Genomic DNA, 23,267 nt, shown 5'->3' with positions numbered 1-23,267 from the left:
GCCCCCGCCGGAGGCTTCCTTGTCCGTCGCCCGCAAGCATCCATAGCCGGAAAGCAAGGGCATTTGGTCAAGGCCCGCGAAGCGGCCCGCCAGGGCTTGGCCTTGACGGAATGCCCGCTTCCGGCACCCATGCGGGTGTGACGGACGAAGAGCCGGGGAAAAAACGGGATTCATTTTTCCTCCGGATCGGCAGTGAGCTTTTCCAGAAGCGCGGCAATATCCGCTGCCCTCCACGCTGTTGTGCGCGGACCGAGTTTGACGGGTTTCGGATACCGACCGTTCTTGCAGCCCGCCCACCATGCGCTACGGCTGACGGGGATGAGCGCAAGTACCTGCGGCAGACGAAGCAGAGCGTTACTGGGTATATTTTGCATGGACTTTCTCCTGTCTGGTTAGAGCATTTTCTCTTTGAAAATGCTCTGCTGACGCGAAAGCGGCAGCCGCCGCAACGCGGCGTACATTCAGGCGAAAACCGCGTTTTTCGCCTGAATGCCACCTTTGACTTTCATAGAAAGTCAAAGGTACTCTGCTCTAGGTTCGGCAAACTGTAGCATAACTTTTTTCCATCTCCGTAAATTTGCAATGTTGCAAGCTTGAAAACATATCCAACAACCTCCAAAGCGGTTCATATTGGACTCAAAAAAATTTTATAAAAAGGCTTGACATGTTTTTGTATTTAAAAGCGTAAATATTTATCGCTTTGGATTTTTTATGGTTTTTAGAAATAAACACTATGCGACAATAATGGATGTTACTCCACAACTGTAGACAACAACTTGCTTTTTAGTCCTTGCAAGTGAGGCGGGGGGTGCTGAAGAGGATTTTGACCGGCAACGAAAGTTTGCAGCTCAGCCAGAGAATTGACCAAGAGCGTTGGCTGAAAAAATCTTTGCGGTAAATTTTTGCGGAGGGAGATGAGATATAGTTTAAAAAGAAAAACAGCGGCAACAAGATATTTTGATTGGCATTTAATTTAAATCGTTGTTACCGCTATTTTTCCTTATAGGTGTAATGGATTTTACAACTTCATTTTTGCGCGTTCACGCAGGTCATCAAGATAATTTGCCCAGTCGTCCATCATTTTACGACGCTCCGGCAGATATTCGGCGCGATTGTAAATGCCGCGAATGCGCTCATGTGGAACATGGGCAAGCTGCCGCTCAATGGCGTCAGGGTGATAACCCTGTTCATTCAACAGCGTACTCGCCATGGAACGGAAACCATGCGGGGTGAACTCATCTTTGGCATAGCCCATGATACGAATCGCGCTGATAAGGGAATAAACGCCGATTGGTTTGGAATGATCCCTCTGGTTAAGAAAAACATGGCTTGCATGATCGGAAAACATTTTCATTTCATTCAGCACTGCAATGGCTTGAGGACTGAGCGGCACAAGATGCTCACGCCGCATTTTCATTTTTGAGGCGGGAATGCGCCAGAGTCTGTCCTCAAAATCGAACTCGCTCCACTCGGCATTGCGGATTTCCCATGAACGGCAAAAGGTCAACGCCATAAGCTGCAAGGCTCCCCGCACTGCGGCAACTCCGTGATAGTCGTCAATCCTGAGCATGAGTTCGCCAACTTTTTCAGGGTCGGTGATTGTCGGATGGTGTTTCTTCACATGCGGGATCATGGATCCCTGCAAATCCGGGATGGGATTGCGCTCTGCAAGGCCGCTGGCGACAGCGTAGCGAAAAATTCCCGAACAAAGGCCGCGTATGGCGTAGGCTGTGGCAATCGTGCCCCTCCCTTCCAGCCTGCGAAGCATAGCCAGGATTTCCTGCATGGAAATATCCGCAATCGGCCTGTTCCCGATATAGGGAAAGGCGTTCTTGCGGAGATTGTCCATTGTTCGTTTGTAATAGTTTGCCGACCATTTGGAAATCTGCTTTTCGTGCCATTCATGGGCAATTTTTTCAAAAGTGTTCCGGGCGTTCTCCCTGTCCAGCTTTTTCTCAACGGACGGGTCTTTCCCGCTGGCCAGAATTTTCTTTGCGGAACGAGCCTTCTCCCTTGCGTCTTTTAAGGACACTGTTGGGTAAAGTCCAAGAGTGAGCAGTTTTTCCTTACCCTGATAGTTGTATTTCAATCTCCAGCTTTTTGCTCCGGTTTTGGTCACGAACAGGAACAATCCACCGCCATCAAAGAGTTTCTGCGGTTTTTCCGCAGGTTTGGCGTTACGAACGGCTGTATCAGTCAAGGCCATTTCAGTACCCCTTTTATAAATTTGATACCCCAATAGATACCCCGTGAACTAGGCCATGTCCATGCTTTTTGGTGGACGCTATTCGCCATATGTAATAAAAATTATCGTATAATTTCAAATAAATAAAATTTATATAAGTCCAAGTAAGTCTATTTATTATCTTCGTCAGACAGCTACCATCCTGTAAAGAAGAACGATCATCAGTCTCTGGGGCAGTACATTCATACTTTTGCTGGCGCATCGGTCACGCCGTGCTTCCTCTTTTGGCGCAAGCATAGATGAAAAATGAGCTTGAAGGCCAGATGAAAAATGAAAAAGACTGTATTGCTTTTCCTTGAACAAATGATTCTGAAGGAAATATAAATTTAAATAGAAATGAGTTAAAAAAATTTACTGTCTATACTTGTGTAATAAAATCCAGATATATCCAGTATTGTACAAATATATCCACAAAGAAAAGTTGCCACTCAAGTTTTCACTGTGGTATGAGGAAAGGTCTCTGAATTTTTGACAAGGAAGGTGCCAGCTATGGCAAAAGCCCAACGCTACACAATGGAACAAATAGAGGCCGTCCGGAAAAAGCTCCGCAGCCTGCCGATGAAAACGGCTGGCAAGACGCGGGCCGAGGTCGCGGAACTTCTGGGCAAGGACATCAGGAAAGCCGTGCGGCAGAGCTACACGCTACGCGACATAAGGGACGTGCTCGCGGATGCCGGGCTATCGGTTCCGCTGACTAGGTTGGAATCCCTGCTTGAGGAAGTTCCGGTAGCGGGGCTTCCCACGGTCAAGGAAGACCCGGAAACAGACAACGTCCCGCCCGCTATTGGTGACGAAACAGAAGAGCATGGAGGCGGGATATAAGGCAAAAAAATGGCAGGGCCTGTACGGCGACAACTCCGTACAGGCCCTGCCGGCAAGAGGTTTCCGATACGCTTCTCAGCTATACCAGGCCCGGATTATGTCCATATCATCATAACCGGCTTGCCGCATACGGTCTTTTTCTTCCTCAGTCCAGCCGGTATCTTTGGTTGTGATTTGGGATTCCTGGTCGATTTTTCCAAGAGAGATCCGCACATCATGATCGGTCATGGAGTTCTCGTTCATGCTTCCTCCTCAGGGGTGGTTTCTTCTGAGGGACAGCCCTTCAATTTTGTTAAAAAATCGGCCCACTCTTGCATCATCTTCCGGCGCTCCGGCAGATACTCCGCATAATTGTACGCCGCCCGCACTTCATTGTGTTCACCGTGGGCAAGCTGACGCTCAATCCAGTCCCGATTGTAGCCGAGTTCATTCAAGAGGGTTGACGCAATGGAGCGGAAGCCGTGCACGCTCATTTCCTGTTTCTGATAGCCCATGCGCCGGAGCGCATTGAGCATGGTCGCATCGGAAATGGGCCGTACCTCCGTGCGGATGGAGGGGAAGAGGTATTTTCCCTCGCCGGAGTATTTCTGAAGTTCTCGAAGAATGGACAACGCCTGTTCGGACAGCGGCACAAGATGCTGTCGCCGCATCTTCATGCGTTCGGCAGGGATGCGCCATTCCCTTGCCTCAAGGTCAAACTCCCGCCACTGGGCGGCCCGCAACTCCGTGGGACGGGTGAAGACCAGCGGAGCCAGTTTCAGGGCGCAGACCAGAGGGAAATAGCCTTCGTAGGCGTCGATGTCCCGCAAAAGCTGGCCGACTTTCTCCGGTTCCAGCACCGCCGCCCGGTGGACGGTTTTTCTCGGCCGCAAGGCTCCCCGCAGATCGGCCGCGACATTGTGCTTTGCCCGGCCCGTGATGACCGCATAGCGGAAAACCTGACTGATGATTTGCAGGACACGTCGGGCCGTCTCGTGGTTGCCCCGCTGCTCCAGCGGTTTGACCACAGCCATGACATCCCGTGTTTCCAGTTTGGCGATGTGCGTTTTGCCGATGATCGGAAAAATATACGTCTCCAGCCGGTACATGACGGTTCCCTGATGTTTTTCGGAAAACTCGGCCATGCGGGTTTCATGCCACTCTCTGGCAATGTTCTGGAAACTCTCGCGCTCGGCTGTGATTCTGGCCCTCTTTTCTTCCCGTTTGTGTTCAGAAGGATCAACGCCTTTGGCCAGCAGACGCCTGGCCTCCTCGCGCCGCTCTCTGGCATCCCGGAGCGAGACGGCGGGGTATTCCCCAAAGCTGAGCAGCTTGCTCTTGCCGTCAAAGCGGTAGGCCATGCGCCACAATTTGCTGCCGCTGGTGGGCACATAGAGAAACAGACCGCCGCCGTCGAAATACTTGCGGGGTTTCACGTCGGGTTTCAGTCCGCGAATGTGGGTATCGGTAAGAGGCATGGGCACTCCCTGGCTGTTGGTGGACAAAGAGATGCCTACATGGACAAAACGAGTTGTATTCCGGCCGGTTATCCATGTAGGTATCGGAAATACCGTACCACATTTCTACCTACGGATATACCCACAAAATGTTTGGATGCAAGCGGACGGGCTGGACTTCGGGAAACACAACTGGAGGGAAAAAATGAAGAATGCCAAGGCGTTGCAGACCTTGGCATTCTTCTTTGTACCCAAATTTGGCGTCCCCAAGGGGATTTGAACCCCTGTCGACGGCGTGAAAGGCCGTGACGGTCATTTTTATTGCCTTTGCCCCACTTTTACTAAATTATATATTTCATATGGTTATTGAGAATTTTCTTCTCTGAAAAGCCGCTGACTTCGATTGGACTTTATGCCGTCTGTGGGGCATAGTGTGGGGCAGATGAAAACGGCTATTTCCGCCGTTATCAAGGGATAAATGCCCATTCATTCCCACACATGTGGGGCAGAGCGCCCCAAACGAGGTCAAAGGCAATATGGCCAGCAGAAAAAGACAGTCGGTCGTCGGTTACGCCGGGGTCTATTTTGTTGAAGTCCCCCGATCCACGGGGCACGGACTGGAAAAGGTCTATTACATTCGATACCGCAAACAGGGAAAGCTCATTGAGGAGAAAGTCGGCGGACAATACCGCGACAACATGACTGCGGCCAAAGCCTCCAGCATCCGCGGTTTGCGCATGGAGGGCAGGGACGCCTCCAACGAGGAAAAACGGGCTGCTGTTCGCGCCGCAAAGATGGCCGAGGAGTCACGCTACAGCTTCAACCGGCTGTGGAGTCTTTTCGAGGAAGTCAAAAGCTCCAATCGTTCCATCAAGGATGACCGTATCCGTTTCAATCTTCATATCGCGCCTTCGCTGGGAACGAAAAGCATTCCCGAACTGACCGTTCATGACATCGACAAGCTCCGCGCCAAACTGGAAAAGGCAGGCAAGTCGCCACAGACCGTCAAGCACGTTCTGACACTGGTCAAGCGCATCCTCAATTTTGCCCTGCAGAAAGGCTATGTTGATTCCATTCCCGGCACTCTCCGCATCACCATGCCCACGGTGGACAACAAGGTCACGGAAAACCTGACCCCGGAACAGGTTCAGAATCTCATGAAGGCGCTGGATGAAGAGCCGGATCAGACGCTGGCCTCTCTTGTGCGCCTGGCGTTGTTTACAGGGATGCGCCGGAGCGCCCTGCTCAATCTGCAATGGGAAGACCTTGATTTTGAGCGGGGATTCATCAACTTGCGCGGCACGGTCGCCAAGAAAGGCAAAACGGAAACTATCCCCATGAACGAGCAGGCCCGCGCCATTTTGACAGCCCTGCCGCATACCAAAAGCCCCTACGTTTTTCCCGGCCGCTATGACGACAAGCCACGGGGCAATATTACGGATATGCTCAGGCGTGTGAAAGAGAAAGCCGGCTTGCCCGAAGCATTTCGCCCGTTGCATGGGCTGCGCCACTCCTTCGCCTCATGGCTGGCCAGTTCCGGGCAGGTATCCATGTACGAGCTGCAAAAGTTGCTCACCCATTCCAGCCCGCAGATGACACAGCGTTACGCCCACCTGCACGATGACGCCCTGCGCAAAGCTTCCGGGGTGGCAAGCGCGCTGTTCGGCTCCATACATTCCTCTTCTCAAGAGGGTAAGGGTGCGGTAGAAACAGAGCAGGCGGCATCCAGGGCAGGCAGCAAGAAAAAACAGATTTCCCCCGCCAAAAATGATGGCTGAATCCCTAAACAACGATTGTGCAGCAAGCTGCTGCAAGATTGATTCTGGAGCAGAGTAGAGAAAGCTGGCCTGCCCGGAGAGAGGACGCATGACGTATCCGCCATACACCATCACAAGCGCCATCCTCAAAGGTGTGGCAGGCATCAGTGCACAGCTTGCCACGCTTGCCGCCGTCAGAGGGCTTGCCGTGGATCTTCTGTCTCCGCACCTGCGGCGGGAAAATCGCATTCGCACCATCCATGCCTCACTCGCCATTGAAAACAATACGCTCAGCCTGGAGCAGGTGACAGACATCATTGACGGCAAGGCGGTCATTGGCCCGCCCCGCGATATTCAGGAAGTGCACGGCGCTGTGTCCGCCTACGAAAAGCTGGAGACATGGCAGCCGCACAGTCTGGAAGACCTGCTGTCGGCCCACGCGATACTCATGCGCGATCTTGTGGAAAAGCCCGGCAGCCTCCGCACGGGCGGAGTGGGCGTTTTTCAGGGCAACAGAGTCGTCCACATGGCCCCGCCCGCGCAACTTGTGCATGGACAATTGAAAAGACTTCTTGGCTGGCTGGAAGGCACGGACGAGCACCCTCTGGTCGCGAGCTGCGTTTTTCACTACGAGTTCGAGTTCATCCACCCGTTTGCCGACGGGAATGGCCGCATGGGACGGCTCTGGCAGACGCTTATCCTCAGCAAATGGAATCCCCTCTTTGCCTATCTGCCGGTGGAAACCATTGTCCGCAATCGGCAGGCTGAATATTACAACAGTCTCGGTCGTGCTGACGCGCGGGGAGAAGCCACCGCCTTTGTGGAGTTTATGCTCACGGCCCTGGGCGATGCCCTGGCAGACATCCGAAGCGATCAAGCAAGCGACCAAGTAAGCGATCAAGTCCGGCGTTTGCTGGATCTGCTTGGGCAAGGGGAAAAAAGCGCGGCTGAATTGATGAGCGGGCTAGGGCTGCGCCACGCCCCCACATTCCGCAAGAATTATCTGTCGCCCGCGCTGAACGCCGCTCTTGTTGAAAGAACGAGGCCGGATTCCCCCCGCAGTCCCTTGCAAAAATACAGGTTGACAGCGGCGGGAAGAAGATTTGAAGGTCACGGAAAACCTGCCCCCGGAACAGGTTCAGAATTTCATGAAGGCGCTGGATGAAGAGCCGGATCAGACTCTGCCCTCTCTTGTGCGCCTGGCGTTGTTTACAGGGATGCGCCGGAGCGCCCTGCGCAAAGCTTCCGGGGTGGCAAGCACTCTGTTTGGCTCCATACCTCCCTCTTCTCAAGAGGGTAAGGGTGCGGTAGAAACGGAGCAGGCAGCATCCAGGGCAGGCAGCAAGAAAAAACATGTTTCCCCCGCTTGTTTTACCATCTCAAATTACGGGCTGTTTCTGAGTATGCTCTGACACGGGCCATTAAGAACTCAAAACAAGTCTGCCGAGTGTTGAAGAGATTGAAAAAGAACTGGATACGGGTAAACAGGAATAACACATGCTTCCTTCATCAACAAAATTAACCATTTTTCAGCGTGGCATAGCACAAAAATGTGCTGTATTTTGTATATACCTTATCAGCATTACTGTTACAGCATTTATTCTTGATTGGTTGGACAAGAAAACCTTTCTGAAGATCGTCCATGAAGTAAATAAACAAGGCTCTATTTCTGAGCAGGCTGTCAATGCTTTTACCATTCTCATTGAATCGCGTGAGGGAATATTCTTCCTCGATCTTATTCTTATTGGAGTTATTTGCGGAGTTGTCGGTTTGCTTATCATTCAACAATTCGCAAAGCTCCAATGGTCAAAAGCGGTTGTTCTCCCCAAGGTTATTGAATTCAAACAGGCCATGCAGCATATCGGCATACATACCCCTGGAGACAGGATAGACTTTGTTCGCAAGCAGGGAGTTCCTGTTTTTATAGCATCCGAACCATTTCTTGAACTGGAACAATATAATGTCCCCGTACGCCTGTATGCTTTTGCGTATGACTCAAATCTTAGCGATGCGAATATTTTCAACTCATATATCGGCCAGCAACGTCTGTGTCTTGACGCTGCCGATTATGAATATCTTCTGGAAAAGTATGGACAGAAAGCCCTTTCTGCATATGCAGCGCGTATCCGCGATCTGGAAGAGACCATCACCAACCTGCAGGGTGCATTCTCGGTACAGCAGACAAAAATGAATGAGCTCACGGAGCAAAATCAAGCGTTGCTCGCTGAGAAAGTTGAATACCAAAACAAAGAGAAAACCCTTTCCGGCAGAGAAAAGAGCCTGGAAAGCCGGGAAAACGTCAAGCTGCCTGTCCGGCGTATTTTCTATCCTCTGGTGAATCGACTCATTGCCGAGGCCAGGCCGGGAACAAAGTACACCCGTACCAAAATTCAGGAAGAATTTTTGCGGGAACTTGACTCCTTCCCCGAACTCAAGTCTGCGGTTCGGGACGCGCTTCATACCCCTCAAAAAGCCAAAAACAACACTCCCTTTGAGTTGGCAGGCTGGGCTATGGAAGAAATTCGTCTTGCCCTGGGTGAGTACGCTCAAACAAGCCCAGGGCGCGACAGGGAAAGCTGAACTTCCGCTCAAATCTCTCAGCTCTGTGAAATATTTTTTGCGGCACCCGCACAACTCAGTATTTTTTAATAATCTGAAATTATTTAACAAAAATAAAAATCTCCGAGATTGACAGAACTCGGAGATTTTTTCTTTTCACTGGCACAGCACCGGGAATTTTATTCTTTTTCAAGACCGGTATCCTTCCTTCAAACACCGCCTGACATAAGTTCACGCGGGCAATCCCATGAAGGAAGGATACAAATCATGACTCCCAAACAAAAGCTCAATACTCAGGAAGCCGCTGCCTATCTCGGCATCCAGCCCAACACTCTTGAAGTCTGGCGCTGCAAGCATAAAGGGCCTCGATACGCCAAACTTGGAACCCGCGTTCTTTATGACCAGGCGGACCTTGATGAATTCTTCGCTTCCCGCTCCATAGAAACGCTGGAAAGCGCCAAACGCGATCGCCGTTACAGGAACCAGCGATGAATCCCCGTCTTTTTCATAGGTTGCGGTTTCTGTCTGGCCATCCCGGAGGTGAGGCATGAGTGCGGATATTCAGCAAGCCTTTGCCGAGCAGCTCCGGACAGCCGGACTGATTGTCGAGCATGTGGAGACGGACGGATGTCTGCACCGCTGCGCTACGGAAGGCAAGCCCCAGCGCAGGGACGGCGTGTACAAGGCATTTCTGGACGATCCGCCCTCCATCTGGTGGAAGAACTGGCGCACCGGAGATGAAGGCACATGGACAGCCCGGCCGGAAAAGGAAAACAGCGTCCAGCGCAAATCGCTACGGACGCGCATTGCCGCCGCCAAAGCCGACACGCGGGCCGAGCAGGATCGCCGCTGGGAAGATGCCGCAAAATTGGCCGCAAGCATCTGGAACCATGCCAGGCCCACCGACTCCAACCATCCGTATCTGCAACGAAAGGAAGTCCCGGCCATCGGCTTGCGGCAGACGGATGACGGGCGGCTCATTGTTCCCGTAGCAAACCCATCCGGCCAGATACAGAGCCTGCAATTTATCCTGCCGGAAAAACCGGCAAACAACCCGGACAAGTTCTTTCTCAAGGGCGGCAAAACATCCGGCGGCTTTTTCTCCCTTCCGGCAAGGGATGATGCCCAGGACGGCCCGTTGCTCATTGCCGAAGGCTACGCCACTGCGGCAAGCCTGCATCTGGCCACCGGATACGCCGTGCTGGTGGCTTTCACCGCCGGGAATCTGGAAGCCGTGGCCCGCACAGCCCGAAGCATCCACCCGGACAGGGAGCTTGTGCTGTGCGCGGACAACGACTGCGAAACCGCCAAACCCGACGGCACTCCGTGGAATCCCGGCAAGGAAGCGGCTGCCAGAGCGGCGCGGGCCGTGGGCGGCAAGCTGGCCGTCTGCCCCGCTCATGAAGGCAGGGCCACGGATTTCAACGATCTGCACCGGCTCCGTTCCCTTGAGGCCGTTCGTGCTGTCATTGCATCCGCCCGCGAAAAGGATGCCGACTGCCCCATGCCCGAGGGCTTCTTTCTGGTGCCGGAAGGCAAACGCGCCGGGCTGTACAAGCTGGAGACGAAGCCTGACGGCGAGGTGAACGAAATCCGTATCGGCCCCCCGCTCCATGTGCAAGGCATGACCCGCGACAGCGAAGGCAACGAATGGGGCCTGATGCTCGCATGGGCTGATCCGGACGGCAAAAAGCACGCCTGGCCCATGCCCATTGAGCTGCTCTTTCGTCAGAACGCCGACTGGTACAGCGCACTGGCTTCCGGCGGCTGGTTCGGCAATCCGCTGACCAGGAAAAAACTTGTGGACTTCCTGTCCGCCGTCAGACCCGTCCGGCGCATCCGCTGTGTGCCCCGCACCGGCTGGGACAAGGCCGCCTACATTCTGCCGGATGCCGTGTACGGCAACACCTCCGGCGAAAACGTGGTTCTGCAATCCGCGCACCACGGCGATCTGTACCGCGCCGCCGGAACTCTGGACGGCTGGAGGGAAATCGCAACGCTGGCCGTCGGCAATGCCCGCCTGAGCTTTGCCCTGTGCGCGGCCTTTGCCGGGCCGCTCCTGCGTCTGGCCGGTCTGGAAGGCGGCGGCTTCAGCTTTGAGGGCGGTTCGTCATCGGGCAAGACAACGGCCCTCCAGATTGCCGCGTCCGTCTGGGGCGGCCCGGAACACGTCCGAAGCTGGCGCGCCACCGACAACGGCTTGGAGAACATCGCAGTTCTGCACAACGACAATGTGTTGATTCTGGATGAAGTCGGGCAGGTCAACGGCAAGATTCTGGCGGAGTGCGCCTATATGCTGGCCAACGGTCAGGGCAAGGGACGTTCCAGTCGGGAAGGCAATCTTCGCAAGTCGCACGCCTGGCGTCTGCTCTTTCTGTCCAGCGGCGAACTCGGCCTTGCCGACAAGCTGGCCGAAAACGGTCTCAAGTCCAGAGGCGGGCAGGAAGTGCGTTTTGTGGGCTTGCCCGTGGATACGACCATGATCACCGAACTGCACGGCCTTCCCGATGCCGGAGCCGTGGTCAACCGTCTGAAGGAAGTGACCGCCATCCATTACGGCCATGCGGGCCGTGCCTTTCTGCAAAAGCTGACCGAATCCGACACGATGACCACGGTTTTGTCCGAGCTGCAACCGGCTCTTGCCAATACGGTCGGTCGTCTTGTGCCTGCTGGAGCGGACGGGCAGGTGCGGCGTGTGGCCCAACGCTTCGCGCTCTGCGGACTGGCCGGAGGGCTGGCCGCGCAGATGGAGATTCTGCCCGCCGACTTTGACGCTCTTGGTTGCACCGAACGCTGTTTCCAGGACTGGCTGACCGCTCGCGGCGGCATCGGCGCTTCCGAGGATACGGCCATTCTCGCGGCTGTGCGTCTGTTTATTGAGCAGCACGGGGCAAGCCGTTTTCAGGACTTGAATACGCAAACAGCCACCTGCGTCAACCGCGTGGGCTTTCGGCGCACACGCAACAGCATAACCGAGTATCTGATTCTGCCGGAAAGTTTTCGGGCCGAGGTTGTCAAAGGGTACTCCGAGACAAGAGCCGTGCGTGTTTTGCGTGAGGCGGGCTGGCTGCGCACTCCAGACAAAAATCGGTTGAAAGCTCAGGAGCGCCTTCCCGGCCTTGGGCGTGTGCGCGTCTATATCGTGTGCTTGCCGGATGATACGGACGAAGCCCCTACGCAAACCTTGTCTGATTGAGCGGTGACAGTGGTGACAACGGTGACAAGCCTACAGTCACAAGAGGTTATGCCTGTCACCACTGTCACCATTCCCTATTCGAGTGGTGACAGCCGGAACGCCTTGCCATTGCTGAGTTGTCACCACTGTCACCGCTGTCACCACTGAAAAATATACAGGGAGAAGGCGCTATGTCCTATCTCGTTTTGCATATGGATAAATTCAAGAAAGACGCCATTCGCGGCATCCAGTCACACAACCGGCGCGAACGTGAGAGCCACTCCAACCCCGACATTGATTACAGCCGAAGCGTGGGAAACTACGATCTGCATGAATCCGTTTCAGCAAACTACGCGCAGGCCGTTCAAAACCGCATTGACGACCTGTTCCTGGTCAAGGCCGTGCGCAAGGACGCCGTACACATGTGCGGTCTGATTGTCAGTTCCGACACATCCTTCTTTACCCGAATCGGCAAAGACGAAACCAGACGCTTTTTTGAGGAAGCCGCAGCTTATCTCACAGATTTTGTGGGCAGGGAAAACGTCATCTCGGCAATGGTTCATACTGATGAAAAGACGCCGCACATGCACTTTCTTCATGTGCCGGTGACGCCGGACGGGCGTCTCAGCGCCAACAGCATCTATACCCGCGCCAGTCTGAAAAAGCTGCAAACCGACTTGCCCATCTATCTGCAAAGCCGTGGCTTCGCCATCCAGCGCGGCGTCGAACAGAAGCCGGGAGCAGCCAAAAAGCATCTGGATACGCGGGAGTTCAAACAGCAACAGGAAGCCCTGAACAGACTGATTCGGGAATCTGAAGAACTTGCCCAAAACTCCCGGCAAATCCTTGCTGCTCTGGGACAGCGTGAAGGAGAGCTGAAAAAGAGCATCTCCGAGTATGAGCAACAGGCCGAAGAAGCGGAAAAAATTCTTCAGGAGGAGTGCTCACTCCCGAAGGCCAATGTTTTCAACTACCAATCTGTCCTGCAAAAAGCCTCCGCTCTCATTGCCGAGCAGAACAAGGCGCTTGCCGTCAAGCACATCACCCAAACGCGGATGGAAAACCTGCAACGGGAAGCGGAAGCGTTACGCCAAAAACAGACGCGGCTTGAAAGGGAATACGCGGCCCACAGAAAGCACAGCCATGAGGAAAAAGAATCGCTGGAGTCCCAATTGGAAAAAGCGGACGCGATCATGGCTGGGTTTCTGGAATTTTTGCGTTTGCCGGAAATCCGGCCCCTGCATCTTGACTTCCTGAATCGCAAGCGGGCCGACCTGCTCCAACGCCAGAGCGAGCGTCAGGAAGCGGAGGCCCGCCAGCAGTCCGAGCGTGAACAACAAATCCGGCAAGAGCCGGAAGCCGTGCCGCAACGCCGTCGCCCAAGGATGCGCTGACCATCCGCCGGGAATCTCGGCTCAGGGTCGAGCCATAGCCCACTATGGTTTTCTGGCGAAAACCCGTGGGCAAGCGTGCCGCTTGACCGCCAAAGGCAAAAGACAAAACCGGGGTCACGCCCCGTCAATCACAGGAGAAAAGAACATGAGCATCACAGCCAGCCAACTGAAGGAAATCCGGCAGGAGTTTGCCCACCTCAAGCCCGCCACTGTCACGCTGGACGGAAACCGCGCCATGACCGTAAAGCAGGCCATCTTCGCTCTCGCCCCGACGCTGGAGCGGATGAAAAAGCGCGGCTTTGACACACAGGAGCTCGTCGAGAAGCTGCACGAGAAGGGGATCGAGGTGAAGGCCCAAACCCTGACCAAGTACCTGACCGAGGCCCGACGGCTGAAAGAATCCGGAAAGGCCAAAAGGCAAGACACGCCCCGGCCCGCTTCAACCACGGCGAAGGCCCCAGCCATACCCCCCAGCCCCGCACAGAACAATGACAAGCCCAGGCCGCTTTGGGGGCCGAACCTTCCCCCCGATCATCCGCAAAACCATCGGTGAGAGCAACTGTGAACCAATGCAAAAGGACAACCCTATGGAACAGACCTACGGCTACATCCGCGTATCCAGCGTGGATCAGAATGAAATCCGGCAGCGCATCGCCCTGGAACAGCAGGCCATACCACCCGGCCATATCTTCATGGACAAGATGTCGGGCAAGGACTTTCACCGCCCGCAGTATCAGGCCATGCTCAAAAAACTCAGGGCGGGCGATCTGCATCCCCAGCATCGATCGACTGGACAGAAATTATGAGGAGATTCTGGAGCAGTGGCGCGTACTGACCCGGGAAAAGCGCGTAGATATTCTCGTGCTGGACATGTCCTTGCGGGATGGCAGACAGATTGAACACTCCACCGGCTAAAGTCGGTGGAGTGTTCAATATAATTTCACAAAATTATACATGGATTCTCAAACTATCACCATACCTAATGTACTTCATTCATAATGAGCGTACCCAGGTAGTGTTCAGAATTTTTGCGCACATTCTTTGATGAACTTCGAGTCTGGCAGAGGCCTACTGGCAGAAGTATGCCCATTCAAGAGTGGAGCAGGGGTAATGCCTGTAAGCCACATCTCTTCCTCCATCCGCAAATACCTTGCCCCCCAAAAAATTGATCCATCGAAACGATGGACATGATTCCGGGCTTTGTCTTTGATCTCATCCGACCCCCCGCATTTCTGCGGCAGAATTAAGTGATTTTGTCTTGGCTGCATCCAAAGTGTTTACTTGATTTACGTGCTGGGCTAACGTGAAAATAATTTCCATACCGAAAAAGGTTCTTCACGAGCGAGGGCGCCATGAACAGCACGTCGCCAAAAAATTCCATTCTCAGGCAAATAGACTCCTACTGCGTGAGCAAATCCTCCGGCATACTCTGGAAGAAAAAGGACAAAGACATCCTCAGGGCCCTTCTCCATGATGACGTCTTGACGGAAGTCGCCCGACACGATGCCTCCATAGCGAGACAGCTTAAGAAATGCCGAAGTCGCGGCGAGATAAGCTCAACGCTTTACAAGGACTTGAGGACAAACAAAAATATCCCTCCCACGTTCCCTGCGGACGCCTGTCGAAGCTTCTTGTACAAAGAGTATTCCAAGTTGGATGAAGACTCCCATGAGCCTTGGGTCACTCTGTTGCTCCTGCGCAACATAGGCCTTGCCCTGTCCATGCCCGAGGAAACTTTTCCCTCTGAGCAAGAACTCGCTGAGGCTCTTGACAGCGAACAGAAAGAGTGTCTCCTTATGGAAAGGCTGGAGCCTCACATCCCCTTCGCTCTGGCGCTAAGGAATTTGGAAGATTTTAATCTAGATATAAAATCATATGTAAAAAGCTACAATAAAGCCCGCGAGGACTTCGCTGGGCAGACTGTGGACAGCTTGGAGCACGTCGTCGATGCCGACAGACACCTGCTGGAAATGCGCCGCATCCACCGAACCTTCCTGAACCGCATGAGGAAGCTGCGGGAAAGTCTGACCCGAATGACGGAAATCGAGGAGCTGCCCCGGCTCTCGGAGTGCCTTTCCTCTTCGGGCATGAAACTCGCCCTCGTCCTGCAGCGCCATATGGATAGTGTACGGGAGGAGCTCTTCCAAGCCTGCCTGAAAAAGCTATCTCCCAAGTTTGATGCCAACACTCTGCGAACTCTCCTTAATCGCATTATCCCACCGCTGATGCAGCGCGACCAGATGCTGGCAGAAGAAGAGGTCGCCGCCCTCGAAAATGGCAATCTTACAAGAGAAGAATCCCCTCTGCTTTCGGTCATTTTCCCGGCTATCCGCGGAGAACTGGAAATCGACGTCGACCAAATCTGCGAGCACTTCCCCGACTTTCCGTATTCCGGCAGCCTGCTCACAAAGCTTAAAAAGAAGATCTATTCTCTGGAGACCGCTGAGGAGACTGCTGCAGGGACTGAAGCCGAATCGGAACTGGCGTCTGAGCCCGTCTCCGATTCGGAACGCGCACCAGAACACGCAAGTATTACGTCCCTCAAGCCTGAAGACGCCCCAGAATCAACACCTGAGTCCGAAGACGAACCAGGACAGGAGATTGATCACTCTCTCGAAGCAACTGTGGATGACGAGCTTGAGCCTGCAGCTGGCCCCGAGCAGGAGAACGCTTCCGAGGCCGAGACAGATGAGGAACTTGAGTCTGACGCCGAAACACTTCCGCTTTCTTCCGATGATATTGACACCCAAATGTTCGCGTCCGACACGGCAAATTTCGTCGCGCCCACGATAATCAGCGTCCCTCCCGTACGGGAGGTTCCCAAACCAGCCCCCCAGTCATCAGCCATCACGGACAGTCCACTGGCTGCCACGATCTCCGCGCCCACCCAGCAGGAGGTTGTATGGCCCGAATCGGAAGCAATGCTCGACAGCAGATCCGGCGACCCATTGACGGAAGGCATCAAGGGAATCATTGCGGGTACCCCCCTCACCCTGCCCACTCTTGAGGATGTCGATCCAGCCGATCTCGTGCGTCAGCTCATCGTCAAAAAGGACAGCTGTGCCCTCTACTGGCTGGCCAAGACTCTTGGCGAAGCTTCCCCCTTCCCTGCATGGCTGGCCAAATTCATACATCTCGGCACGCATTACCAGTCCAGGACTGTCAGCCTCAATCCCGAGATAGCTGATCTGTGTGATTTCGCCTCCGAGAATATGGAAAATCTGGGCGAAAAGCAGAAAATTCTCTTGTCCGCTGCCATACTCCGCCCCGCGCTGATGATGACCGAACCGCCAATGATCATGCTCACCATCGCGAGCTCCCTCTCTTCCAGCCTCAGCGAGAGCTACGGCCTCAAATCTTTCATGGACGGACTCTGCACTGTCGTACGCAGTGGCAGTCCCCTTGAAGACGTGCTTCTTTCCGAGAGTACCCATCAAAGAAGAGCCTATCATGAAACCCTTCTCAAGAAGGAGACCGAGAAACTTATAGCGCATGCAACCAAGGGAAAGACCAGCTATCAGCCTGCCACCCAAACGAAACAGCGCCTCTTCAAAAAGGAAGGAGCCATCGGCAAGCTTCTTTCTGCATGCACGACCAGGGAGCTGAACGGCATACAGAACGCGCTGCAGCGCTACCAGGACGAACGCCACATCCAGAGCCTCGTCCCGGCCAAGATCGAAGCCAAAGCGCGTGAAAGTATCATAAAAGATATTAGGATAGCCATAGAACTCGGCAAGAAGTGGTACTTTTTCTATAATTCGGAAGATAAGGACGAGTCCTCTTTTGCAGAGAATCAGCTGGAAAAACTCAACTCCATCATTGTCCGTCAGAAAGCCCAGCTTGAAAACTGTCCCGAAGGGCAGTGGTTCATTCAGACTATGGAGGATCTGCACAGCCGCACTTCCCTTGACGCCATTTCTCCCGCCAGGGAACTGGAGCTTTGGCCTCTGCGCCTCCCCTGCTCCGAGCCGGAAAGCGAAAACACTTTCAAGTTTCCTTCCCTCGCCGAGGCTCTGCACGTCCGCCACTTCGATGATGACGGGGCCGTGGCATCCAGCCTTGCCGTACACACGGCTTTCGGCAGAATATCTCAGGTTCGGGACTTCATAGAGCTCTTTCCCAACATACAGGACGCCACTCTCTCTTGCGACCTGCTGAAAAGCCAGGCCCCCATGCTGGCAAACGCAATGCCCTTCTCCCTTGATGAAGTCATGGACGCCAGCCGGAAGCTGTGGCAGGAAGCCTTTGAACGGGAACTGGACAAGCTGAAGGAATACCTTGGCGAGTGCTACTTCCGCGGCGCTATCGTGTACGACCAGCAGAGCCAGCTCAATGGACAGATCAGCGAGATAGTCGCCCGCTACAGCGACACCCCCGACAAAGCCCTCGGCATTCGAGAGCTGAGAGCGCTATATGTGGAACTGCAGAATTGGGATAAGAGCAGTCTCGAAGCCATGAACATCCGCATCGAAGAACTGCAGGAAAAATCCGCTTCGTCCGAAAACGCCCTGTCCTTCCTCAAGGATCTCAAGGAAGATGTCGCCAGAAATCGCATCTTCAGCGCCGCGTGGGACAATATCGCCAGGCTGGAAAACTACCTGCTCCAGCAAGGAGAGCTACCCAAGCTTAACGCCAAGAGCTCCTCCGAGCTTGCCGCGAGCGACTTCTACGGTAAGCCGGAGAACTACTGGATCTCCACGGCCGATAAGGAGCTCGCCAAACTCTGGCAGAAGCTCTGCAGCTTCAGCCCCAACAGCATCAAGAACAACAAAAGCAAATTCCTCGGCGTGACCACCGACTTTCAGCGCCGGTTGGGTTTCGTTCTCTCCTCTGAGGCCCAGTCCGAAGAGGTATTTACTGATGGACGCCCCAATCACTGGATAGTGATACGCTATAGCATGACCATTAACAGCCCGCTCCCCCAATGGGGAAGCGGTGCCCGAGGACAGCACATCATAGCCTTTGGCTGGAACGTCACCCCTACGAATATCAGCACCCTTGTCACCAGCGGACGCATACAGGCAGGCGAAGCTCTCACCATAGTCTGCTGCAATGCTCTCTCGCATGAGGCAAGGAAGGAAATGCTACGCCTTTCTCACAAGAAATGGCCTGTCTTTCCTCTGGTGATCGACGAAAACCTCTTCCACTTCCTCGCCTCACAGGATGAAGCCACCCGCACGGAAAAACTCTTTGAAGTGGCTCTTGCTGGCTCTCCCTACAACCCTTATACGCCGGATGTGGCAGGGGCCGTGCCCCGCGAGATGTTCTTCGGCAGAGAAAACGATAAGTTCAGCGTTTTCAATAGAGAAGGTTCGTGCATCATCTACGGAGGCCGTCAGCTCGGCAAGAGCGCTCTGCTCGAGCAAATCTATCAGGAGCATAACCTCGAGAAGAGCACCGGGGTCAAGGTTATCAAGTACACCATGACCGTACAGGACTCGTCCATACTCGATGTTGTTATCCGCAACTGCGTCAACGCCGGAGTGGTGAACAGCAACACTACGCGCAAGACTTTCAATACCAACGTCAAGAGGTGGCTTGATGAGAAAAGCGGCAGACGTGTGCTCGTTCTCCTCGATGAATGTGACAGAGCGCTCGACAAAGATGCTCTTGAGAAATTCCCGGACGTGGAGGTACTGCGCAACCTTATGCAGGACACGACCCGCAACTTCAAGGTGGTGTTCACCGGCCTGCACTCCGTTCAGCGCTTCAGTCTCGAACCCAACAGCCCTCTGTATCACTTCGGCCCCAATCTCTGCATAGGTCCCCTTTCCACCGATGCTGCCTACGACCTGATGACCAGACCCATGCAGTTTCTGGGATTGAAATTCGAGACTCATCAGCTGGTGCAGATGGCTCTCAACTACTGCAACTACCAGCCCAAGATCATACAGATGTTCTGCAGTGAGCTCGTGAAGGGCATCAACAGACTTCCCTCCCGCGAGCCCGTTCACGTCATCAACAGAAGCACCATGCTCATGGTCTACGAGTCGCAGGACCTGAAGACCCGCATACGCGATTGCTTCACCATGACTTTGGCTCTTGATACGCGCTATCTCGTCATCGGCTATGCCATGGCGATTCTGCAGGGGGAAAAGATCTCTACCAGCCAGCTGCAGAGAGAACTTCGCAGCTACTGGCCCGCAGCATTCGCTGGTAGCGGAGGCGATATAACTACCTTGCAAAGCCTCCTGCACGAAATGGAAGGACTTGGCCTCATCATTTCCCTCGGCGGCAGCTATCGTCTGCGTACCCCCAACATCGCAGAATTGCTCGGCGGTCAGGAGAACGTATTGCTCAAGCTTGAGCAGTACTACAAGCAGCCCTATCAGCCCGTGGCCGACCCCGATGAACTGCGTATGGGTGAAGCCAGCGTGCTCGTGGCCTCGCAGTATAACCTGCTTGCCGACAAGGCCAACCGTCTTTGCTGGATATCCGGATCTAACGCCCTCGGACTGGAAAAGATTCCTGCTGCCCTCAAGTTCATAGCGGGTAAGGCAGAATCTATCTACTGGGGCAAGATGAAGTACGCCGCACTTTCAGGAATGTCTGTGCTTGAAGCCATGAAGTCCCTGCGCGCTTCCTATGACAGTATCCACGAAGGAGGTCTCATCGCTACCATTTCTTCCTCCGAATTTCCTCACGTTCCTGCGTTCATGAAGGAGGCGGAAGACTGGCTCGGTCATCTTCGCACTGATAAGAAGTATGTCAAAATCGTCTGCATTGTTGACCCCGAATGTCTTTATGAACTCATGAAGCGGGGATTGGCTGACAACTTCTCCAGCTATCAGATGCCTCTCTGCCTTTGGACAGAAAACAGCGTAGATTACTGGTGCAAGGAGAAAACGCTCCCCGGATGCCATGCCGATGCCATGATAAGGGATACCGGAGGATGGCACTGTCTGATAAGCCCCGTACTGGAATTCCGCCAGAAGATGCCCGATCCTGGCAACCTTACTCCGGGAGACTTCGTGCCGACCTCCCCTGAAGTCCTGCCTGTCGTGAAAAAACTCCTTGAGGTGAAAAAACTCCTTGAGCTCGAAGGCGAAGCATGCCCTGAAGAAGTTCTCACCTCACTCATCGACCTTCCTAGAGGGATGCTCCTTGAAGACTTTCAGCGCTGCATTGATGTACTCAAGAGTCTGCATGTGCTCCGCGAAACCACACAAGGTCTGGTGCTCGACAGCATTGCCGCTAACGCGATATGTGGAGGAATCTCATGATCCTCTGGCAGTGCCCTCACCCCGCGCTATTTATGAAGGAGGTCTGCGAAACTCTCGATACACTGCAAGATCATTGCATAGTGAGCATGCCCAGCCGCCTCATCCCAACTTTTCAAGAGGAACTTATTTCCTATTGCAAAAGCACGAGAGGGGACTATTATATCCAATTGCATCAGCTCGAAAACGCCCCCCTCCTCAGAGACGCTCTGGCTCCTCTGTTCTCCGACAGCGAAGCATCCTCGTTGGCCGACCTGAAGAAAAAATTGCTGATGGGAGCGAGCACACTGATTGTGACGCTGCCTGACCAGCCCTTATTCATCGAAAAGGAATTCTTTGAGTTTCTGATAAACGACCTGATGGCACACGCCAAGAACTGCAGAGACAATGCCGAGACCCTACTCTGGAATATGCTGGTCATCGCGCCAGCCGACAGGAAAATCCCTTCGCAGGATATCGGCTTGAAGGTATTCCCCTGGTGGGGCCGCCTGCATAATTCCGATGTAGAATATGCCATCGAAGATGCGTTTCGGAATTCTTTCGGTCTTGAGACGAAAAAAAAGACTCTCGACTATTGGTGGCTCTACCCGCTGTGCAAGGGAATTTCCAGGAGCGACCCTGACCTCGTGGAAATGGTATACCGTAACGCCCCGCAGGACATGGACGATCTTATGGTCGTTCTGTCCGAGCATGAACTCAATACAGAGGAAAACGGAAATCTGGTCAAAGCATTCCTCGAAGAACTCGATGATTCCAGATACAAGCTCACCCTGAATGCCCTGCCGCAGGGCTTGGCTGCAAAACTATGGCATAAGGGCATACTCGATCTGACCTTCCAGGGTGACATCACCCTGCACCCGGCGGCCCTGCTCGCAGCAGGCTACAAAGACAAGCTGGAGAGGCTTATTGTTCAAGGGCAGATGCAGTTCTTTCTGCCTTTGGTTCAAGAAGCCCATACCCTGCTCTGGAACAAGGTGGAGGAATACTGGGGAGGCCACCTGGAAGACTTGATACCGAAAGACAAGAATCTGGAGTCTGCCCGCGATGAGATAGGCCCCTTTTACGCATTGCTCGGTTACCTGTACCACGAAAAAGGTAAAAGCATCCCTCACGTCCTCCATTCTGCCGTGAAGCGATGGCGCCAACTCAGGAACGATATCGCCCACATCAAGATGCTCTCGCGCCAAACCATCGACGATGCGCTCACCTCCTACGAGGAGATTCTTGAAAAGAGGTAATTCTGTACCAAAATGTGGATACTGTGCCCCTCGCGGTAGCGTAAGGAAAGTTTCGCACTTTCTGAAAAATAGAAGTGACCCCTTAACCCGATTTGAGTTTTGTTGTTAAACGAACTCAATCGAAAAGGGGCCGCATCATGAAGGTATCAAAACTTGGGGAGAGGTATCGACAGTCAGTCAGGTAACGAAGTACCCATAAATCTTTCAAAATCTGTGGGGCAGAGCGTGGGGCAGATTTGCCCCACATACGAAAAAAGGGCTACATTTTCATGTAACCCTTTGATTTCTTTTGGCGTCCCCAAGGGGATTTGAACCCCTGTCGACGGCGTGAAAGGCCGATGTCCATTCTAGCCTCTAAATTTTTCCCAGCTTTGAAACGATCCCTACACCTAAAAGGGGGATCACATGGATCTGAAAGAAGCGTTTGGCTATTACGATCAACTCGTTCTCTCGTCCCTAACTGAAAAGGAGATAACAACAGAAACGGGTCGTTGGCAACACCATATTGCCCCTTTTCTTGCTTCCGTGCCCTTAACGAGCATCAAAAACCTGCAAATTATGCAGCTAAGGAAGATGCTGGAGCAAAAGGGCCTCAGTCCGCAAACCGTTTACCACTGCCTCTCTTTGCTACGTCGTATACTTCGCCGAGCCGTGGAATGGGAATTCTATGCCGGTCCCATTCCCGTCTTCCGAATGCCGAAATTTGACAATCGGCGTTTGCGCTTTCTGTCCGAATCTGAAGCCCGCCAACTTTTGAACACTTTGAGAACACGATCTGAACTTTGGTATGATGTAGCCGACTTCGCCTTGCAAACTGGTTTACGCGCTGGAGAAATTTATTCCTTGATGTCGTATCAAGTAGACTTGGCAAGCAAAACGATCAAAATTTACGACACAAAAAACTCATTAAACCGTGTTGTGCCCCTTAATGATGCCGCATACGCTGTAGCGGATAAATACATAACTTTGTCCACGCCACAGCATCCGCTATTTCATATTAATGGGTCGTTAGCTATTCGGCATTATAAAATCTTTCGCGGCGCAGTTGCTAAGTGTGGGTTTAATATTGGAGTAAAAGACCGTAGAGAGCGTGTATGCTTTCATACGCTACGCCACACATTTGCATCTTGGCTAGTTCAAAAAGGCTGGCCGCTCGCAATGGTAGGCGAGTTGCTTGGCCACAAAGATATAAAAATGACCATGCGCTATGCCCACCTTGCACCGGATCAAGGACAAGTCGCGGTGTCCTCGTTGCCTTATCTCCGAGCAGGATCATCTTGTCAAGGTAAAAGCCTAAGTTAATTGCCGCAAATGTGCCAACAGCTCAAATTTTGTGAAATCCTCTACCTGGAGAATCACAGGCTATGACAACTTATAAAAAGCATTGTGCATTTCATAACATCCTATGCTATTTTATAACA

18 protein-coding genes and 1 tRNA gene are annotated in these 23,267 nt (G+C 53.4%); 14 read left to right on the top strand and 5 right to left on the bottom strand.

All coding sequences use genetic code 11. The annotated features are described in order from the left end of the window. Positions 1 to 170: 170 nt before the first annotated feature. Together G7Y51_RS09625 and G7Y51_RS09620 are read right to left on the bottom strand one after the other, a co-directional pair. Positions 171 to 374: an AlpA family phage regulatory protein gene (locus G7Y51_RS09625; RefSeq protein WP_165176926.1), complete on the bottom strand. Its 204-nt coding sequence runs from the start codon at positions 372 to 374 to the stop codon at positions 171 to 173. A 644-nt stretch (positions 375 to 1,018) separates the two neighbouring features. Continuing rightward, positions 1,019 to 2,206 (bottom strand): integrase arm-type DNA-binding domain-containing protein, encoded by a 1,188-nt coding sequence (locus tag G7Y51_RS09620; protein WP_165176924.1) that lies wholly within the window; start codon positions 2,204 to 2,206, stop codon positions 1,019 to 1,021. 528 nt (positions 2,207 to 2,734) lie between these two features. Between G7Y51_RS09620 and G7Y51_RS09615 the strand changes: the two genes are divergently transcribed. Then, positions 2,735 to 3,067 (top strand): hypothetical protein, encoded by a 333-nt coding sequence (locus tag G7Y51_RS09615; RefSeq protein WP_206214303.1) that lies wholly within the window; start codon positions 2,735 to 2,737, stop codon positions 3,065 to 3,067. A 75-nt stretch (positions 3,068 to 3,142) separates the two neighbouring features. Here G7Y51_RS09615 and G7Y51_RS09610 read toward each other — a convergent pair whose 3' ends face one another. Then, complete coding sequence (locus G7Y51_RS09610) at positions 3,143 to 3,310, bottom strand: hypothetical protein (protein WP_165176920.1); 168 nt, start codon at positions 3,308 to 3,310, stop codon at positions 3,143 to 3,145. Then, positions 3,307 to 4,524 (bottom strand): integrase arm-type DNA-binding domain-containing protein, encoded by a 1,218-nt coding sequence (locus G7Y51_RS09605; protein ID WP_165176918.1) that lies wholly within the window; start codon positions 4,522 to 4,524, stop codon positions 3,307 to 3,309. The genes G7Y51_RS09610 and G7Y51_RS09605 overlap by 4 nt, the downstream gene beginning before the upstream one ends. On the opposite strand from G7Y51_RS09605, the gene G7Y51_RS09600 reads away from it, so the two are divergent. Beyond that, entirely contained in the window at positions 4,523 to 4,783 is a 261-nt protein-coding gene (locus G7Y51_RS09600) for a hypothetical protein (RefSeq protein WP_165176916.1), read from the top strand. The two genes, G7Y51_RS09605 and G7Y51_RS09600, sit on opposite strands and share 2 nt — an antisense overlap. Here the strand turns inward: G7Y51_RS09600 and G7Y51_RS09595 are convergent. Next, positions 4,762 to 4,839 (bottom strand) — tRNA-Glu (locus tag G7Y51_RS09595). The genes G7Y51_RS09600 and G7Y51_RS09595 overlap by 22 nt on opposite strands. 200 nt (positions 4,840 to 5,039) lie before the next feature. Between G7Y51_RS09595 and G7Y51_RS09590 the strand changes: the two genes are divergently transcribed. From G7Y51_RS09590 to G7Y51_RS09535, 12 genes are all read left to right on the top strand, one after another. Next, entirely contained in the window at positions 5,040 to 6,281 is a 1,242-nt protein-coding gene (locus G7Y51_RS09590; RefSeq protein ID WP_165176914.1) for a site-specific integrase, read from the top strand. An 88-nt stretch (positions 6,282 to 6,369) separates the two neighbouring features. Beyond that, positions 6,370 to 7,425: a Fic family protein gene (locus tag G7Y51_RS09585; RefSeq protein WP_165176912.1), complete on the top strand. Its 1,056-nt coding sequence runs from the start codon at positions 6,370 to 6,372 to the stop codon at positions 7,423 to 7,425. After that, complete coding sequence (locus G7Y51_RS09580) at positions 7,409 to 7,672, top strand: hypothetical protein (RefSeq protein WP_165176910.1); 264 nt, start codon at positions 7,409 to 7,411, stop codon at positions 7,670 to 7,672. Before G7Y51_RS09585 ends, G7Y51_RS09580 begins: the two co-directional genes overlap by 17 nt. Before the next feature lie 85 nt (positions 7,673 to 7,757). Continuing rightward, positions 7,758 to 8,840 (top strand): hypothetical protein, encoded by a 1,083-nt coding sequence (locus G7Y51_RS09575; RefSeq protein WP_165176908.1) that lies wholly within the window; start codon positions 7,758 to 7,760, stop codon positions 8,838 to 8,840. A gap of 246 nt (positions 8,841 to 9,086) precedes the next feature. Continuing rightward, on the top strand, positions 9,087 to 9,311 hold the full coding sequence (locus tag G7Y51_RS09570) for a helix-turn-helix domain-containing protein (RefSeq protein WP_165176906.1): 225 nt from the start codon (positions 9,087 to 9,089) through the stop codon (positions 9,309 to 9,311). 55 nt (positions 9,312 to 9,366) lie between these two features. Beyond that, positions 9,367 to 12,015, top strand: a complete 2,649-nt coding sequence (locus tag G7Y51_RS09565) for a DUF927 domain-containing protein (RefSeq protein WP_165176904.1) — start codon at positions 9,367 to 9,369, stop codon at positions 12,013 to 12,015. A gap of 170 nt (positions 12,016 to 12,185) precedes the next feature. After that, entirely contained in the window at positions 12,186 to 13,388 is a 1,203-nt protein-coding gene (gene mobV / locus G7Y51_RS09560) for a MobV family relaxase (protein WP_165176902.1), read from the top strand. A 145-nt stretch (positions 13,389 to 13,533) separates the two neighbouring features. Continuing rightward, the gene (locus G7Y51_RS09555) at positions 13,534 to 13,941 is read left to right on the top strand and encodes a protein MobC (RefSeq protein ID WP_241160199.1); all 408 of its coding nucleotides are present in this window, start codon (positions 13,534 to 13,536) and stop codon (positions 13,939 to 13,941) included. A gap of 34 nt (positions 13,942 to 13,975) precedes the next feature. Then, the gene (locus tag G7Y51_RS09550) at positions 13,976 to 14,194 is read left to right on the top strand and encodes a recombinase family protein (RefSeq protein ID WP_241160198.1); all 219 of its coding nucleotides are present in this window, start codon (positions 13,976 to 13,978) and stop codon (positions 14,192 to 14,194) included. A gap of 546 nt (positions 14,195 to 14,740) precedes the next feature. After that, complete coding sequence (locus G7Y51_RS09545; protein WP_165176900.1) at positions 14,741 to 20,611, top strand: AAA family ATPase; 5,871 nt, start codon at positions 14,741 to 14,743, stop codon at positions 20,609 to 20,611. After that, complete coding sequence (locus G7Y51_RS09540; protein WP_165176898.1) at positions 20,608 to 21,846, top strand: hypothetical protein; 1,239 nt, start codon at positions 20,608 to 20,610, stop codon at positions 21,844 to 21,846. Before G7Y51_RS09545 ends, G7Y51_RS09540 begins: the two co-directional genes overlap by 4 nt. A gap of 405 nt (positions 21,847 to 22,251) precedes the next feature. Next, the gene (locus G7Y51_RS09535; RefSeq protein WP_165176896.1) at positions 22,252 to 23,148 is read left to right on the top strand and encodes a site-specific integrase; all 897 of its coding nucleotides are present in this window, start codon (positions 22,252 to 22,254) and stop codon (positions 23,146 to 23,148) included. Positions 23,149 to 23,267: the final 119 nt, after the last annotated feature.

The sequence above is a fragment of the Desulfovibrio sp. ZJ369 genome (assembly GCF_011039085.1).
Taxonomy (GTDB): Bacteria; Desulfobacterota; Desulfovibrionia; order Desulfovibrionales; family Desulfovibrionaceae; genus Desulfovibrio.
Note: the sequence above shows the minus strand (reverse complement) of the source record. Positions and strands in the feature narration are given on the sequence as shown.